The 15,817-nt window shown below is 46.9% G+C and carries 16 protein-coding genes and 1 pseudogene; 7 read left to right on the forward strand and 10 right to left on the reverse strand.

Features of this window, described 5'->3' with window-relative positions:
• Nucleotides 1-163: 163 nt before the first annotated feature.
• Entirely contained in the window at nucleotides 164-664 is a 501-nt protein-coding gene (locus RIC07_RS35245; protein WP_446347718.1) for a hypothetical protein, read from the forward strand.
• A 363-nt stretch (nucleotides 665-1,027) separates the two neighbouring features.
• On the opposite strand, the gene RIC07_RS35250 is transcribed toward RIC07_RS35245, so the two are convergent.
• Complete coding sequence (locus RIC07_RS35250) at nucleotides 1,028-1,288, reverse strand: UPF0175 family protein (protein ID WP_446398573.1); 261 nt, start codon at nucleotides 1,286-1,288, stop codon at nucleotides 1,028-1,030.
• Nucleotides 1,289-1,856: 568 nt separating this feature from the next.
• On the opposite strand from RIC07_RS35250, the gene RIC07_RS35255 reads away from it, so the two are divergent.
• Complete coding sequence (locus tag RIC07_RS35255) at nucleotides 1,857-2,165, forward strand: helix-turn-helix domain-containing protein (protein WP_446347716.1); 309 nt, start codon at nucleotides 1,857-1,859, stop codon at nucleotides 2,163-2,165.
• A gap of 276 nt (nucleotides 2,166-2,441) precedes the next feature.
• On the opposite strand, the gene RIC07_RS35260 is transcribed toward RIC07_RS35255, so the two are convergent.
• From RIC07_RS35260 to RIC07_RS35275, 4 genes are all read right to left on the reverse strand, one after another.
• A complete protein-coding gene (locus RIC07_RS35260; protein WP_446398574.1) occupies nucleotides 2,442-2,879 on the reverse strand; it encodes a hypothetical protein in 438 nt (145 codons plus the stop codon).
• A gap of 201 nt (nucleotides 2,880-3,080) precedes the next feature.
• Entirely contained in the window at nucleotides 3,081-3,386 is a 306-nt protein-coding gene (locus RIC07_RS35265) for a hypothetical protein (RefSeq protein WP_446380608.1), read from the reverse strand.
• Nucleotides 3,387-3,631: 245 nt separating this feature from the next.
• Nucleotides 3,632-4,588, reverse strand: coding sequence for a GTPase Era (era, locus tag RIC07_RS35270; protein ID WP_446398575.1), 957 nt, complete (start codon nucleotides 4,586-4,588; stop codon nucleotides 3,632-3,634).
• 184 nt (nucleotides 4,589-4,772) lie between these two features.
• Nucleotides 4,773-5,900, reverse strand: a complete 1,128-nt coding sequence (locus RIC07_RS35275) for a M14 family zinc carboxypeptidase (protein WP_446398576.1) — start codon at nucleotides 5,898-5,900, stop codon at nucleotides 4,773-4,775.
• Nucleotides 5,901-6,002: 102 nt separating this feature from the next.
• Here RIC07_RS35275 and aroC point away from each other — a divergent pair, with 102 nt between their 5' ends.
• The 5 genes and pseudogenes from aroC (at nucleotide 6,003) to argZ (ending at nucleotide 10,960) form a co-directional block, all read left to right on the forward strand.
• Nucleotides 6,003-7,097 carry a chorismate synthase gene (gene aroC / locus RIC07_RS35280; RefSeq protein WP_446380611.1) on the forward strand — a complete coding sequence of 365 codons (1,095 nt, stop codon included), beginning with the start codon at nucleotides 6,003-6,005 and terminating at the stop codon, nucleotides 7,095-7,097.
• A 7-nt stretch (nucleotides 7,098-7,104) separates the two neighbouring features.
• Nucleotides 7,105-7,953 (forward strand): MBL fold metallo-hydrolase, encoded by an 849-nt coding sequence (locus RIC07_RS35285; protein WP_446398577.1) that lies wholly within the window; start codon nucleotides 7,105-7,107, stop codon nucleotides 7,951-7,953.
• Nucleotides 7,954-8,073: 120 nt separating this feature from the next.
• Nucleotides 8,074-8,202 (forward strand): annotated as a pseudogene (locus RIC07_RS35290) (CRISPR-associated endonuclease Cas2); the annotation flags it as partial.
• Nucleotide 8,203: 1 nt separating this feature from the next.
• Nucleotides 8,204-8,419: a hypothetical protein gene (locus tag RIC07_RS35295; RefSeq protein ID WP_446398578.1), complete on the forward strand. Its 216-nt coding sequence runs from the start codon at nucleotides 8,204-8,206 to the stop codon at nucleotides 8,417-8,419.
• Between the two features lie 432 nt (nucleotides 8,420-8,851).
• Nucleotides 8,852-10,960: a bifunctional arginine dihydrolase/ornithine cyclodeaminase gene (gene argZ, locus RIC07_RS35300; RefSeq protein ID WP_446398579.1), complete on the forward strand. Its 2,109-nt coding sequence runs from the start codon at nucleotides 8,852-8,854 to the stop codon at nucleotides 10,958-10,960.
• Between the two features lie 212 nt (nucleotides 10,961-11,172).
• On the opposite strand, the gene RIC07_RS35305 is transcribed toward argZ, so the two are convergent.
• The 5 genes from RIC07_RS35305 to RIC07_RS35325 form a co-directional block, all read right to left on the reverse strand.
• Nucleotides 11,173-11,754 carry a chorismate--pyruvate lyase family protein gene (locus tag RIC07_RS35305; RefSeq protein WP_446398580.1) on the reverse strand — a complete coding sequence of 194 codons (582 nt, stop codon included), beginning with the start codon at nucleotides 11,752-11,754 and terminating at the stop codon, nucleotides 11,173-11,175.
• A 290-nt stretch (nucleotides 11,755-12,044) separates the two neighbouring features.
• Nucleotides 12,045-12,905: an SDR family oxidoreductase gene (locus RIC07_RS35310; RefSeq protein WP_446398581.1), complete on the reverse strand. Its 861-nt coding sequence runs from the start codon at nucleotides 12,903-12,905 to the stop codon at nucleotides 12,045-12,047.
• A 267-nt stretch (nucleotides 12,906-13,172) separates the two neighbouring features.
• Complete coding sequence (locus tag RIC07_RS35315) at nucleotides 13,173-14,201, reverse strand: hemerythrin domain-containing protein (RefSeq protein WP_446398582.1); 1,029 nt, start codon at nucleotides 14,199-14,201, stop codon at nucleotides 13,173-13,175.
• Nucleotides 14,202-14,638: 437 nt separating this feature from the next.
• Nucleotides 14,639-15,589, reverse strand: coding sequence for an S-layer homology domain-containing protein (locus RIC07_RS35320; RefSeq protein WP_446398583.1), 951 nt, complete (start codon nucleotides 15,587-15,589; stop codon nucleotides 14,639-14,641).
• Nucleotides 15,540-15,817, reverse strand: a 278-nt coding sequence (locus RIC07_RS35325; RefSeq protein WP_446380618.1) for a hypothetical protein, incomplete at its 5' end; no start/stop codon positions are given. The genes RIC07_RS35325 and RIC07_RS35320, both read right to left, overlap by 50 nt.

Raw genomic sequence — 15,817 nt, forward strand, 5'->3', positions numbered from 1 at the left:
TGCTCTTGCTCCCCTCTCCCAAGCTTGGGAGAGGGGCTGGGGGTGAGGGCTGGCGTGGGAGAGGGGTTAATGTCAACCCATAAATCCGGTTAAAATAAAAGAATCCTTGCCCTCTTCAACAATAGCCAGGGCAACGGGAATCTTCACATCAGGAAACACAACCATGCCCTATCAAAATATTAGTGCCAGCCTCTCAGACACCGATATCGAAGAAATCAACACCGCCTTACAAACCATCGAACAGAAACTCCCCTTTCTAATTAACCTTAGCCCCAAAGAACGCCATGATCTGTATAAAATGGGCGATAAAAGTTTAGCCTTTGTCAACAATAGCCTCAACGCCGCCCAATCTAACCCTGGCATTCTCCCCGCCAACTTCAGCACCGAGGAATTCGAGCGCGACTATCAACTGGCGTTGCGTCTTTCCGAGTTACTCATCCGACTCCAGCAACTGACAGAAAAGGTGGATGATACCCTGATAGCCGTGGGGAGTGAAGCCATGAAAAGCAGCCTAACCGTTTATGACTACGTGAAAATGGCATCGAAAACCACACCGGGGTTAAAAAGCGTGGCGGAGCAGTTAAAAGAACGCTTTAAAGGGGTGAAAACAAGAGGGAATGGGAGTTCATCAGGGGAGGAGTCAAACGCTGAGAGTGATGAATGACACTCTAAGCGTGGTGGGAGGACACTCTGAGCCTCGCGGGAGACACTCTAAGCGTGGTGGGAGGACACTCTAAGCGTGGCGGATGACACTCCGAGCGTAGTGGGAGGACACTCTGAGCGTGGCGGGAGACGCTCTAAGCGTGCTGGGAGGACACTCTGAGCGTGGCGGATGACACTCCGAGCGTAGTGGGGGGACACTCCGAGCGTGGCGGATGACACTCCGAGCGTCGTCGAGGAGTCTCAAGGTGACAAAGTTTACCCGAACAAACCAAAGAGCAAGGCTTCAAGCCTCAACCATCAGCATCTACACCCCTGCGATACCGATCTGAAAATTGTTCTAGTAACACACACAAAGGTCATTCGTTTAGATAACCTTGGCTACGGCTTGAAGATCATGTTCTAGGTCTGCCTCAGTATAGTGTAGATAAGCCCCTTCTCGTTTGAGAAATTCATCAACGGCTAAACGAGTGGGTAAATTAAGCATTCGTCGGACTTCACCTGCGGTAAGGATACCCGATTTATAGGCTTGAGCCGCCATAATTTCTAATGAGCGCTGGGGCAAATTGTGCCATTTTTCTGTCAAACGATTACCGATATCATCAGGTATTTCAAGGCTAATTTGCATATTAAATAATACTTGGCTGTCTGGTTCATTAGAATTTATATTAATTATAGTTGTTAGGGTAGGTTGGGTTTCGACTTCGCAAGGGTTCAAGAGATGCTCTTGAAATCGAATTGACGCACCAATACCAGATAGGGTAGGGGCACGATAATATCGTGCCCTTCAAATAGCCAGATAGATAGGATAAGGGTACGGCAATGCCGTACCCCTACAGCTCGGTTTAGGGGAAGCCTCAACTCCCCTCTTGCTCCCCTCTCCCAAGCTTGGGAGAGGGGCTGGGGGTGAGGGCTGACAGGGGGTGAGGGCTGGCGTAGCACGTCAGGAAAGGGCGCACGTCGGGAATGGGCGCACGTCGGTGCGCCCCTACGGTTTGGTTTAGGGGAATTTGGCCCAGACGCGCAATTCTACACCTTTTGGCTTGCCACTCTGCCGCGATGATACAATATCAACGATAGGGAATAGGTTTACCAACAGGTTCGGTTAGCATGGTGTGGGAGTATGACGAGAATATTCCCAAAGCCGATTTACTCTACGATGAACTTTTGCAAGAATTGTCGGATGAGGGTTTGATATGAAACGAAAGCCAATCGGTGAGTTAAGAAAACAAATGACACCTGAACAACTAGCCGAGAGTCAAACTCGCGCTCAACTGGCGTCGTTGTCTCTGACTTTAGCCGAGTTACGTCAATCTCTCGGTGTTACCCAACAAGATATGACTGATGAACTTGGTGTTGTTCAGTCTGCTTTGTCTAAACTTGAAAATCAAGAGGACATTCAAATTTCTACTCTATACCGCTATATTAAGGCTTTGGGTGGAACGCTCCAACTGGTTGCTCATTTCCCGGATAGAGATGTGATTATTTCTCAGTTCGAGTCTTAGCGATGGGAGGGCGCACGTCGGTGTAGGGCGCACGTCGGGCAAACAAATGAATTGTGACGATTACGGGAAACCTCAACTCCCCTCTTGCTCCCCTCTTGCTCCCCTCTTGCTCCCCTCTCCCAAGCTTGGGAGAGGGGCTGGGGGTGAGGGCTGACTGGGGGTGAGGGCTGACTGGGGGTGAGGGCTGACTGGGGGTGAGGGCTGACTGGGGGTGAGGGCTGGCGTAGCACGTCAGGAAGAGGGCGCACGTCGGGAAAGGGCGCACGCCATGCGCCCCTACTTGCCCGGTAATGACTTGGAATCGGACGGTTCTGTATATTGGCAGAAAATATTTAGCCCAATCTTGAGAATATACAATACCACCACGGTAGCGATCGCGGGATCAAGGGGAAATCCGGCTAACCCTACCAAATACACAATTAATCCCGTCAGCAAGGGTGTACTTCCCGGATTCTTGGTGTACTCCTGTACCTTGGTGCGAAAGCTATCATCGCCACACAATTCCTGACGCAACTGGTTCAGTGTCACCTCCCACAGGGATTTGTCGGCAAAATCCGGGATTGTATCATATTTCTGAAAATACAGTTCCTCAAAGGATGCCTCAATATCCCCATTATGGTCTTTGAGAAGTGCGATCGCGTCCTGGGCTGGATCATCGTTAGGTAAAATTGCTTGATAGGAATTCAGTTCTGAGGAGGTAAGTTGAGTATTCATACTGTCTACACAGGCTCAATCAGGGACGCAATAATAAGTCTGGCAATATAGGGAGATCATGATCTGGTATTGATTGTAGCCTGAGACATTCATGAGTGCGATCGCCTGGGCTTAGAGGTAGAATTAGACGCGATCGCGTGGGGTTAAAGGTATCACCACCTGTGCGGTAGCGCTTCTGGTTTCAATGTTTATTTTTTTGCTCTAGTTAACAGGCGAATCATCTACCGGATCAGGCTGAGAATTCGGTGGCTCAATACCCTCAATCTCTAAAGGGGTTTCACTATCAGCCGTTGGATTCACATCCAGTAGCGGCTCCGTTTCAGATTCTTGTTGCAGGCTTTCCTCCGCTTCCGGATTGTCTTCCTGGAGAGTGCGAATTTCTCGCTCTAATTGCTCCCATCCCTGCTCGAAAAATTCTTGAGTGGGAGTTCTGGCTTGAACCATTGCTCCACTCGTTATGCCGATTGTGGTGAGAATTGTAGTCAGTATAACAATTGTGAATTTCATTGCGATCGCCTTCCTTAAATTACTGTTGTAGAATGCCGAATCTGAAACTCTGCCAGCCTCACCCTGAATCTATAAGAGTTAGAAAAACTTGCCCCGCTTCAGAACGGTAAATCTACTGCTCTTAGCTTGACGTATATTTCTCTTTATGGTATATATTTTAGCCTAATTTCAGGAACATGTCTGAAAACCGTTTCCAGAAGAAAGAAGATGCAGAAGTTGTAGAGACGTTGCATGCAAAGTATCTACTATTCCTCCAACCGATACCCCAACTCTGCTAATCTCAGACGAGATTGTCGCCACTTAGGTTGCACTTTCACAAATAATTCTAAATAAACTTTACCGGCAATTAACTTTTGAATTTGCTGACGCGCCGCCGAACCAATACTTTTCAGCATACTGCCCTTTTTGCCAATTAAAATTCCTTTTTGCGACTCCCGTTCAACATGAATCGTGGCGAGGATGCGGGTAATTTTAGGTTCTTCCTCAACAGCATCAATGGTAATCGCGACGGAATGGGGAACTTCCTGGCGAGTCAACAGCAGAATTTGCTCTCGAATTAATTCTCCCATAATAAAACGTTCGGGTTGATCGGTGACTAAGTTCGGCGGATAATAATAGGGACCTGATTCTAGCCGCTCAATTAACTGTTCCTGCAAGGTTGCCAACCCGTCACCCGTCAAGGCAGAGAATTTTGTCACCTGCCAATTGTGGGGATCTACCAGTTGATGATACCCTTCATCTAAGCCTTTCCCTGGCGATTGTAAATCCGATTTGTTAATGCCCAGAATTACAGGTGTTGAGGTTTGGGTGAGTAGATTACTAATATAGCGATCGCCTCCTCCTGTGGGTGTCGCTCCATCCACGACAAACAGCACTACATCCACCGCTTCAATCGCAATCCTAGCATTTTGCACCAACACTTTCCCCAATTGATGATGGGGCTTGTGAATTCCTGGCGTATCCACAAAAATCAGTTGGGCATTGTCTGTCGTCAGAATCCCCTGCAAGCGGTTGCGAGTGGTTTGGGCGACGGGGGAGGTGATGGCAATTTTCTGCCCCACCAATTCATTCATTAACGTCGATTTGCCCACATTCGGGCGTCCAATGATACCGACAAAGCCAGATTTAAATCCCTCTGGGGCTTGAGGAATCATTACGGCGTCTGCGTCGGGGATTAAGGTGAAATTGTTACTGTCTTCCATATTTATAATTTTATATTGTAGGGGCGGGTTTAGGGACTAAATTAACCTATTCACCGATAACCCAACAACAAAACCCGCCCTCCCCACCGATAACCCAACAACAAAACCCGCCCTCCCCACCGATAACCCAACAACAAAATCCGCCCTTTCTCACCAATAACGGAACAACAACATCTATCTTTATCTACATAATTGATAAAACATACTCCCCTTCATTAACCGCATAATTCTTGGCAACGCTAAACACCAAACCATCGGATTCAGCCTGAACGTCAATTATTTGAGGTAAATCCCCTTCTCGATTAAAACTCAGTAATTGATACAAAGGCTGCTCAGCTTGAATTTGACTGCCCAACGGAACTCGTGATTGAATCATCCCCCCGACTGGAGCATAGTACGGCTTAATTTGGCTTTTTATGGTAAAGTTAACGGATTGAGAGGTTGTCTTCTCTAAGGGCAAATCTGGACAATCGACCAGTTGTTTTTGTGCCAAATAATTTTTGATCCCCAGAACTCCTTGTTTTACCGAGTCGGGATTCATTTCCATCCCCGAACCCAGTTCGAGTGTCCAAGACTCGACATCAAACTGAATCGCTTTACCCAAGGCGGCTAATTGCTTCTCCAATGCCAACCACGGCTTCATAAAGGCTTCGTCAAAGGCATCACCATCATATTCATTCATCAAAATACCGCGATCCAAGAGAAAAGCTTTGGCACTTTCCTCACGACTCTGGAAACAATACAAATAATCGATCGCCTGATTGGTGGAACTATGAATATCAATCACATAGTTAGCATCTAAACAGAGGGATTGAAGCTGATAGCGATAGCGTTCAGTAAAAGGAAGTCCGCTAGGAGACTGAAGTTCATCCAAATGTTGCTCAAAGCTGGATTGAATGCGTTCTAAATAATTGCGGCGGATTTCTTCAGGAGAGTGATGCACCTGAACTTTAGCAAACTCAGTTAAATCTTCGTCTTCTTTTTCGTAATCCCAAAATATCCGATTCCAATCTTTACCATCGTAGGGATTAAAGCGCCCAGTGGCAAAGAAGTGATTTCGCTGGTTAGTACCGATGGGATTACAGACAGGAACTAGCCAAATTTCTCCAGTGAGTTGACTATCCTCTAAGTGGCTGAAAAACTCAATCAGTTGGTGAATGACAGCATTGCCAACAATTTCTGAACCATGGAGATTGGCTTGAATGTATGCCTTTTTCCCAGGATTAGCGCCCATAAACTTATAGACTTGAATCGAGAGGCGATCGCCTGACGCGAGATGCTGAATCGGAATTGTGGTAATCGTGGGAACCATGGCGGTTTGATACAGGAAAGTATGAGGGCGAGGGTGTAGGGTGGGCGGAGACGACTAAATCGTTGCTAACATAAGAATCTTAACGGCATCATCTCGATCATTATGGGCAATAGTTTCGGGCATCTGTTTCGGATTACGACTTATGGGGAATCCCACGGCGGCGGTGTCGGTGTGGTGATTGATGGATGTCCACCCCAATTGGAGATTTCCGCCGCAGAGATTCAGTTTGAACTCGATCGCAGGCGTCCGGGACAAAGCAAGATTACCACCCCGCGCAAGGAAACCGATACCTGTGAAATTCTATCGGGCGTCTTTGAAGGAAAAACCTTGGGGACTTCCATTTCCATCTTTGTCCCCAACAAAGATACTCGCCCCCAAGATTACTCAGAGATGGCGGTTAAATATCGTCCATCCCACGCCGATGCCACCTATGATGCTAAATATGGGATTCGCAATTGGCAGGGCGGTGGACGTTCCTCAGCACGGGAAACCATTGGTCGAGTGGCGGCGGGTGCGATCGCCAAAAAAATCCTTAAACAGGTTGCCAATGTGGACATTGTTGGCTATGTTAAACGCATTCATGATTTAGAAGGCATCGTTGATCCCCACACCATCACTCTGGAACAGGTTGAAAGTAATATCGTCCGTTGTCCTGATAGTGAATGCGCCCAACGAATGATAGAAAAAATCGAGTTAATCCGGCGTGAAGGGGATTCCATTGGTGGGGTAGTCGAATGTGTCGCCCGCAATGTGCCAAAAGGACTAGGAGAACCCGTCTTTGATAAGCTAGAAGCAGATCTCGCTAAAGGGATGATGTCTCTACCCGCTAGCAAAGGCTTTGAGATTGGGTCTGGCTTTGCCGGAACCTTACTCACGGGTTCTGAACATAATGATGAATTCTATCTCGATGATACGGGAACGGTGCGGACGACAACCAACCGTTCTGGCGGCATTCAGGGAGGTATCACAAACGGAGAATCGATTATTTTGCGAGTGGCGTTTAAGCCCACTGCTACTATACGAAAAGAACAGCGTACAGTGACCAGTACCGGTGAAGAAACAATACTAGCAGCCAAAGGACGTCACGACCCTTGCGTCTTGCCCAGGGCTGTGCCTATGGTAGAAGCAATGGTCGCCTTAGTATTATGTGATCACCTACTGCGTCATCAGGGTCAGTGCCATACATTAAAGCCTTAAAATTCCGATGGAAAGCAGTCCTTCCTCTGAGTTCGTTGTCCAATTCTGGGGCGTGCGGGGTAGTATTCCCTCCCCTGGAAAAGAAACCATTCGCTACGGCGGGAACACCTCCTGTGTGGAGATGCGTATCGCTGGCAAACGCCTAATTTTTGATGGGGGTACCGGTATCCGGATGCTGGGGAAACATCTAAAGCCCCAACTCCCGGTTGAAGCCTATTGGTTTTTTACCCATTATCACTGGGATCATATTCAGGGCGTACCCTTTTTTGACCCCGCTTTTATCGAGGGAAATCTGTTGCATATTCATGGCGCTGCACCCGATGGAGTGTCCATGCAGCAACATTTCAAAGAACGGGTATTGCATTTGAATTCCCCGGTGCCGAAACGAGAGATTCAGGCGGATTTGAAATTCTATGACTTGATCTGTGGCGATACCATGACCCTAGGGGATATTACTATTGAAACCAGTCCCCTAAATCATCCCAATGGCGCGATGGGGTATCGGGTAAGTTGGCAGGGACGTTCTGCGGTCTACTGTACCGATACCGAACATTATCCGGATCACTTGGATGAAAATGTACTGAATTTAGCTCGTGATGCGGATATCCTAATTTACGATGCCATGTACACTGACCAAGAATACCACAATCCCAAGTCGCCTAAGGTAGGTTGGGGACATTCAACCTGGCAAGAAGGGGTAAAACTCGCCAAAGCCGCCGGGGTTAAACAACTGGCAATCTTTCACCACGAACCGAATCATAACGATGATATGCTTGATGAAATTGCCATCGAGGTAAAAAGCGCTTGTGAAGGGTCGTTTTTGGCAAAGGAAGGACTCATTATTCCGCTCATTTAGAACACCAGTCCAGTCATCGAAATCGATGCTAAAACCACAGCTTCCGTGAAGTCAACTGTGTATTCTGTGCGGCTTTGAATCTTTATCGCAACGAATACATCAGTTAACAATCGGTTGGTTCAGGTTGAAGGGTTGATTAAGCCGGCGGAGGATTCGGTTCGCATTTATGTGTTGGATGCGGGTGCGGTACGAAAAACGATTACATACGGCTCAGAAAAACCTCGACAAGCGGAGACTCTCATTCTATGATGTGAATAAGCTGATTTTTGACGGGACGAAGCGGGGGCAAAAAACCCGGTTTGCCGTCAAAACTCTAGGAACCTTGAAAATTAAAGATTTCAGCCGTTTTTGGAAAAGGGCGAAAAAAGCAAAAAGTCCATTTCAGCGCCTGGATTCCGTCAGCCGTCAAAATTGGCTGTGGGAGTCCCGGCTAGAAAGGGTTTCCAGCGACGGGGTTTCCTACTAATGAATCCCGGCAACGGGATTGAAACAAGAATCCAGGAAGCCCAGATAACTCCACCGAAGAAGTTTCCTACTAATGAATCCCGGCAACGGGATTGAAACTTACAATTTCATCTATTCAATAGGGTGCATGGTGTCGCCAGCTATGTTTCCTACTAATGAATCCCGGCAACGGGATTGAGTTGTCCTGGGAAAATCAGATACGATAGGAAGTTGGTCTATTTCAGCACCAAGCCGATTCATTTTTCCTCCCCTGGAACACTTCCGTGAGGATAACCAGCGCGGACATCGAGACGAAAGTCAAGTACCGCCTACCTATACCTATTGGTATAACGACATAATCAGGTTTGGGACTCCCGCCTGATCACGTTAGTTTAAGGGGAGAGGATGTCAAATTGGAAATCTTTTGTCGGCGTCTACCCATTTTTAATTGATTATGACTGATTCGATTCGCTTTCTCATGTGCGCTCCAGACCACTACGATGTGGACTATGTGATTAATCCCTGGATGGAAGGGAATATTCATAAGTCCTCGCGCGATCGCGCCGTCGAACAGTGGCACAAGTTGCACCATGTCCTCAAAGATCATGCGATCGTGGATTTGGTGAACCCGGAAAAAGGGTGGCCCGATATGGTGTTTACGGCAAATGCGGGGCTGGTTCTCGGTAAAAATGTTGTCCTGAGTCGCTTCTTGCACAAAGAACGCCAGGGTGAGGAACCCCATTTCAAGGAGTGGTTTGAAGCCCAAGGCTACACCGTCTACGAACTCCCTCCAGAACTCCCCTTTGAAGGTGCAGGTGATGCCCTCCTGGATCGAGAAGGGCGTTGGTTATGGGCGGGCTACGGCTTTCGTTCGGAATTGGATTCTCACCCCTATCTGGCAAAATGGCTGGATATTGAAGTCGTCTCCCTGCGACTCACCGATGAGCGCTTCTATCACCTAGATACCTGTTTCTGTCCCCTGACGGGCGGCTATTTACTCTACTATCCCCCCGCCTTTGATGCCTACTCCAATCGCTTAATTGAGATGCGAGTCGCACCGGAAAAACGTATCGCCTTGGAAGAAGCGGATGCGGTGAACTTCGCCTGCAATGCGGTGAACGTTGACCAAGTTGTGGTGATGAACAAAGCTAGCGATCGCCTGAAGCAACGGTTGGCTGAGGCAGGGTTTAGAGTGGTTGAAACCCCCCTGACGGAATTCCTCAAAGCGGGTGGCGCGGCGAAATGCTTGACTCTCCGAGTAACGGAACCAGTTCGTACTGAAATTCATGCGAATGTCCAGGTAGAAAGTCGCACCATTCGCCTAGAAGGGCATTTGTTAGACTCTGGACTGATCAGTCGGGCGTTAGATCTGATTGTGGAAATCGGCGGTAGCTTCCAGGTTCTCAACTTCGATTTGGGTGTTCAACGACAAAGTACCTCCAGCGCTGAAATTCGCGTCTCTGCACCTTCCCATGATGTGATGGAAGAGGTGATGAGCCAACTGATTGAGTTGGGCGCTGTCGCTCCCGCCCAAGAGGTGTGTGACGCGAATCTCGAACCCGTGATTCAATCGGGTGTAGCGCCGGATGACTTTTATGTCTCCACGATTTATCCCACAGAAGTCCGGATTAAGGGTGAGTGGGTGAAAGTCCAAAACCAGCGCATGGATGGGGCAATTGCAATCACCCAGATGGACTCCCAGCCTATCGCTCGTTGTAAAATCCTACGGGATCTAGACGTCGGTGAACAGGTGGTTGTCGGTGTGGAAGGAATCCGCACCGTTCACAAGCCGAAAACCCGTGAACAGCGTGGGAGTGAAGAATTTAGCTTCATGGGCGCGGGCGTCTCTAGTGAACGCCGAGTGGAATTAATTGTCGAGCAAATTGCCTGGGAATTGCGCCAAATTCGCGATCAGGGAGGCAAAGTGATTGTCACCGCCGGTCCGGTGGTGATTCACACAGGTGGTTCTCAACATTTATCCCGTCTGATTCGCCAAGGATATGTGCAGGCGTTGTTGGGCGGTAATGCGATCGCGGTTCATGATATTGAGCAATCCCTGATGGGAACCTCTTTGGGTGTGGATATGAAACGGGGTGTCCCGGTGCGGGGTGGACATCGCCACCATCTCAAGGTGATTAATACCATCCGTCGTTATGGCAGCATTGCTGGTGCTGTGGAGAAAGGGGCATTGACAAAAGGGATTATGTATGAATGTGTGACACATAATGTTCCCTTTTCCCTAGCCGGTTCCATTCGCGATGATGGACCCCTACCGGATACCCAGATGGATTTAATTAAAGCCCAAGCCGACTATGCCAAACTGCTGGAAGGGGCGGACATGATTTTGATGCTATCCACGATGCTGCACTCCATTGGGGTAGGAAATATGACGCCAGCCGGGGTGAAAATGGTGTGTGTGGATATTAATCCAGCCGTTGTTACCAAGTTAAGCGATCGCGGTTCCTTGGAATCCGTGGGTGTGGTAACAGATGTGGGTTTATTCCTGAGTCTGTTGGTACAACAGTTGGATAAGTTGACCAGCCCTTATCAACAGTCAGCGTAATCGATTGGGCGGTTAGAAACCGCAGCTACACAAACGAAACCCGCCTGCGCGGGTTTCCACAGTCCTAGAGAACTGATGAAAATTATCCTTCATTTTTTTATTAATGTAGGGGTTCAAAGTCTTAGTTAGTAAGCTTTAGCTTACTTTAGCTTTGAGCCGGAAATTTATTTCCTGGCTCTTAAGGTCAGCGTCAGGCATCAACAGTAAAGCAATTATAAACTATTGAGGAAATAACGTTCCGGAAACTTTTCTGTAATCATCATTACAGGTTTACCATTGGTAAATACGCGATAAGTCCGAGAGAGCAGCTTGTCACTCGCCTCAATGTTAAAATACTCCGCTAAACCCTGAGCCGATTCTTTAGCAGAATCCAAAATTTCTTTGAAAGTTTCCACCTTTTGCTCCAACCAAATCTTACCAATTGGGGTTTTGGTTTTAAACAATTCATGTCTAAAATTATCATCCAGGTGTTCGGGAACCAGGAGGGATTCCGCGTAAATAAAGTTTTGGCGACTAATGCGTCCTTGCAGTAAAATGCGTCTATCAATCACGTCCGTCCCCTCCGCTAACTCCATAATCGGAAGTGATTTGGGAATGGGGATAAGATTTTGGGAGATTTTGACAACCTGGATCTGTTCAAAGAGATACGCTTCCAGAATATCAGTTAACGTGCCATCGGTAGTGAGTAAAATTCGCTGAAACGTACTCAATGTAGCGGGATTGATATGATGGCGCTCTAGAGACTGTTGTAAATCGTCTCGCATTAGGTCTTCGTTCGCTATCAGTCGGTTCATGGTGTCTGAAGTCCTATTTCCCCTATCCACTTGGTTGAGTAAAAAACGCTAAAACAGAGGTTTTGTATACAGTTAGCGTTTTATGAATCCGTAAATTTACATTTATTTACAACTAGAAATAATGTAGCACTCTTGCGACGATTTGACCACATAAGCCTAATTACAGCATACTTCTACATTCTATCCAAGCAAGATCCCCGACTTTTTGGAGAAGTCGGGGATCTGTGTAGTGGCGTCGCACAGAATTGTAGGGGCGCACCGACGTGCGCCCAATTTAACTGCCCCAATCTCTATGCACCAACAACCACACCACCGTTCGGATGTAACACTTGACCTGCCATATAAGACGCATCTTGAGACGCTAAGAAAACGAAACTCGGTGCAACCTCCTTAGGTTGTCCTGGACGCTTCATCGGAACTTGTTGACCAAAACTTTCGACTTGCTCGCCCGGAAACGCATCTGGAATAAACGGTGTCCAGATTGGACCAGGTGCTACACCATTTACCCGGATTCCTTTCTTAATTAAAGGTTGAGAAATAGAACGAGTAAAGGCAAGGATAGCCCCTTTTGTTGTAGAATAACTGAGCAAAGACGAGTTACCTTTATAGGCATTAATGGATGTCGTATTAATCACAGAACTCCCTGGTTCAAGGTGAGGTAACGCCGCCTTCGTGAAATAGAACATTGAGAAGATATTTGCCGCAAAGGTGCTACCTAATCGGGCTGAGTCAATTACCTCAATGCTCTCCTCTAGATATTGCTCCGCTGCATTGTTGACCAAAATATCCAGCTTGCCAAATTCATCAATTGTTTTTTGAACCGCTTCCTGGCAGAATTGTTCGTTGCGAATATCGCCAGCAATTAATAAACAACGACGACCATAAGATTCTACAGCATCTTTAGTTTCTTGAGCATCTCCATGCTCGTCTAAGTAAACAACTGCAACATCGGCTCCTTCTTTGGCGTAGAAAACCGCAACAGCGCGACCAATCCCGCTATCGCCGCCAGTAATTAAGGCGACTTTATCCCGTAATTTATCGCTTCCTTTATAGTTCGGATCATCATATTCCGGCTTTGGTGTCATTTCTGACTCTAAACCAGGTTTCCGCTCTTGCGATTGAGGGGGAATTTGATCTGGTGTAATTGTCATGTTATGGCGCTCCTATTTCAGTGGTGAATGTAAAGAAAACAGGGAACAGAATATTTCCCAAATGTATGTTATGTTCGTTCGTAGTAGGCACTTTAGTGGCTCAAGTGACTGTTGTCCCAGGGCGGGTTTTGTTGTTCAATTATCGGTGGATATTTGAATTGAGTCCCTAAACCCGCCCCTACGATTGTGCCCAAACCCGCCCCTAAAAAATTAATGCGTGACGTTTTACGACTGCTAAATGGGGTTGATAAACAGACACTATAGCACCTACATTTGGCTTTGCAATTTCTGCTTGGCTTGCTTAAATTGAGTTGCCATTTGTTCCCGTTGCTCTGGCGAAAGATTTTTCCGCATGGAAGCGAACATCGTGCTTTCTTCTTGACGAGTGTGATCGCCGATCATGTCTTTTACCTGCTTCAGTTTAGACTTAAACTCAGATGAAGTGGGTCCCAGATTTTTCATCTCATTCAGAATCGTTTCTAACTGATCCTGCTCATCATAGAGTTCCTGAGTATCAGCATCGCCATAAAACGAACGAACTTGAGGATAGACGGCTTCTTCTTCTGCCTTAGCGTGAACAATTACATCCTTGTAGAGTTGTCCAAAAAACTCCTGGATGCGGTGCGGATTATTGGTTCCCTTAATTTCACCAATTAAGGTTTTGACTTTTTGGTGATCCATGAAAATGACATCCATGATATCCATGTCAGACTTATCAGATGTCTGAGTCACAGCACTACCAATCGCACCCGTCATAGCAGCTACTGCATCTTGAACTCGTCCCCAAATCCCTTGTTCGGGTTCTTCACCCGTTAACTCTTGGGTGCCTAAATATTCCAACATGCCCTTGAGTCTTTCCTGATGCGCCCGGTTTTCAAAGTTGACTGAATTTAGGGGAGAAAGTGCTTCCTCGACATCCGCACCAGCGATTTGAGCTGCCTTATGAACCACAAGTCCTGACATGACTTGACCATGTTTTAGCAGTTCATGCTGTGCCATCTTTTCATAAAGGCTGAGTTCAGAGCTTTTCATCATCTGCTCAGCTTGTTCAATCATTTTTTGAACTTTCTCTTTTGGCTCAGATTGAATTCCATACTGAGTAATAGTTGTTTCCAGAACGTCTAAGTTGTTCTGGTCATCCTCTAGCATATCTTCTAAGCGACCAAAAATCTCGTTATTTTTACAGTCGTTGATAAATTGCTGTTCATTCGCAATAATTAAATTCTGAATTGCCCGCATATCGGCAAGTTTTTCAGCAATGGCAGAGCGCTTAGCATCAGTAAGGGTAGCAACCATTTTATTGTGTTCTCCTTTCTACAATTTGTTTATTAACTGAGTAGCTTGATTTCGGAAGTTAACTCGCCATTTAGATATACATAAGCTCGAAATCTTGAATAGACTTGTTTTGGCCCAAGTCTACTCTGGCGTTTGCTTAAACGCAGCCTATCTTGCTCAACGTCAAGATTTAGCTTTGCAACTTCTATCTAAGTAGCGTCAATACCTATCTACTCTACTCAAGTTTTAATCAATCGGATTAATTGACTCATTTCAGATTAGCTCTATTGCCAATAAAGATTAATCTATCTGAGGTTAGACTGATCCCTAATGCAATGGTTAACTCTTTAGCAGAAATTTTTAGGAAGATAACCAGTCGATTCAACTAAAGTACGTCTCTCGGTATAGGTTAAATTACTAGGTAAAAGCTAGGCGTAAGCGATACGGTAAAACCTGATTTATTGTCGTGAAGTTCTGTTTCTGGAAACCACCCTAGCTTGATGAAGCATCGCCGCAAGTTCAGCACGAGTAGCTGGTTTATTGGGATTGAGCAAATTTCCTTGAGGATAGCCAGTGACTAAACCCGCTTTTACCGCCGCCGCGACGTTGGCGATCGCATAATCGGGTATTTTGTTGCTGTCTGTGTACTGTTCTAAAGTTTTACTGGGTTCGGCTGGGGGTTTCAGGTTTAGGGTTTTAGCTAAGACAACTAATGCTTCAGCACGGGTGATCGGTTGGTTGGGACGAAATTTATCATCAGGATATCCAATGATTATTCCCGCTTTAGCCACCGCCTTAATCGCTTCATCACCCCAGTAATTTGGCGGTAAATCCTCAAAGGCGATCGCGCGTTGCTTTGGTTTTGGCTCAAATAGCTGCTGTAGCATAGCGGCTAACTCTCCACGGGTAGCAAATCGCTGCGGTTTAAATTCACCCTGGGGAAAACCCACCACAATATCCCCTGTCGCCAACGCTGCGATCGCTTTCTTTGCCCAAAAGTCATCGGGAACATCAGAAAATTCTACCGAGGGAGTCGGTGTCGTCGGCGTTGGAGTTACAGTTGGGGGTGGGGCTTTCTCCGGTGCTGGAAGTGCTGAATCAGCTTGCATTCTCCCTTGCTCCCCTGCACCCTCACTCCCCTGCACCTCAGCTTCCCGACGAGGTGTTATCTCAGCATCCGATAACTCAGGAGTCGTTGGCGTGGGTTTAGTTGGCTTTGGGGATTCCGGTATTGAGTCAGGTTGAGGTGAGGGCGGGGACAATCCCAAATCTTGCAGAATTTGCTGCTTTTGTTCTTTACCCATCGCCCAATAGAAAATACCGCCAATCGTTGTCAATGTCACAAGAATCGCAATCCACTCATCCAAATCGAGAGGAGATGGGGGTTCTGGCGGAGAGGGAGGGGACATAGCGATCGCGTAACCCACGAAACATATAAGCTCTTACAGAAGATAAGCGATCGCGTCTGGATAATTCACTGTGCTTTTTGCGATGATCTGAGTGGATCAAGTCCTGCGATCGCACTCTATCTTTATCTAAAATAGGGCTTACAGATGGAGGGAGATGATACCTGATGACAACGGTAACAAGCCAGCCTAAAATTACCTGGGAGAAGCTACCCGATGATTTTCCCTTAC

Origin of the sequence: Coleofasciculus sp. E1-EBD-02 (assembly GCF_040218245.1) — a bacterium.
Classification (GTDB): domain Bacteria; phylum Cyanobacteriota; class Cyanobacteriia; order Cyanobacteriales; family Coleofasciculaceae; genus Coleofasciculus.

Excerpts from the sequence above, each read along its gene's own strand:
- RIC07_RS35265 (WP_446380608.1), bottom strand. The coding sequence starts at position 3,386 with ATGAAATTCACAATTGTTATACTGACTACAATTCTCACCACAATCGGC.
- RIC07_RS35310 (WP_446398581.1), bottom strand. The coding sequence starts at position 12,905 with ATGACAATTACACCAGATCAAATTCCCCCTCAATCGCAAGAGCGGAAA.
- RIC07_RS35255 (WP_446347716.1), top strand. The coding sequence starts at position 1,857 with ATGAAACGAAAGCCAATCGGTGAGTTAAGAAAACAAATGACACCTGAA.
- era (WP_446398575.1), bottom strand. The coding sequence starts at position 4,588 with ATGGAAGACAGTAACAATTTCACCTTAATCCCCGACGCAGACGCCGTA.
- argZ (WP_446398579.1), top strand. The coding sequence starts at position 8,852 with ATGACTGATTCGATTCGCTTTCTCATGTGCGCTCCAGACCACTACGAT.
- RIC07_RS35320 (WP_446398583.1), bottom strand. The coding sequence starts at position 15,589 with ATGTCCCCTCCCTCTCCGCCAGAACCCCCATCTCCTCTCGATTTGGAT.
- RIC07_RS35245 (WP_446347718.1), top strand. The coding sequence starts at position 164 with ATGCCCTATCAAAATATTAGTGCCAGCCTCTCAGACACCGATATCGAA.
- RIC07_RS35275 (WP_446398576.1), bottom strand. The coding sequence starts at position 5,900 with ATGGTTCCCACGATTACCACAATTCCGATTCAGCATCTCGCGTCAGGC.
- aroC (WP_446380611.1), top strand. The coding sequence starts at position 6,003 with ATGGGCAATAGTTTCGGGCATCTGTTTCGGATTACGACTTATGGGGAA.
- RIC07_RS35315 (WP_446398582.1), bottom strand. The coding sequence starts at position 14,201 with ATGGTTGCTACCCTTACTGATGCTAAGCGCTCTGCCATTGCTGAAAAA.
- RIC07_RS35305 (WP_446398580.1), bottom strand. The coding sequence starts at position 11,754 with ATGAACCGACTGATAGCGAACGAAGACCTAATGCGAGACGATTTACAA.
- RIC07_RS35285 (WP_446398577.1), top strand. The coding sequence starts at position 7,105 with ATGGAAAGCAGTCCTTCCTCTGAGTTCGTTGTCCAATTCTGGGGCGTG.
- RIC07_RS35250 (WP_446398573.1), bottom strand. The coding sequence starts at position 1,288 with ATGCAAATTAGCCTTGAAATACCTGATGATATCGGTAATCGTTTGACA.
- RIC07_RS35260 (WP_446398574.1), bottom strand. The coding sequence starts at position 2,879 with ATGAATACTCAACTTACCTCCTCAGAACTGAATTCCTATCAAGCAATT.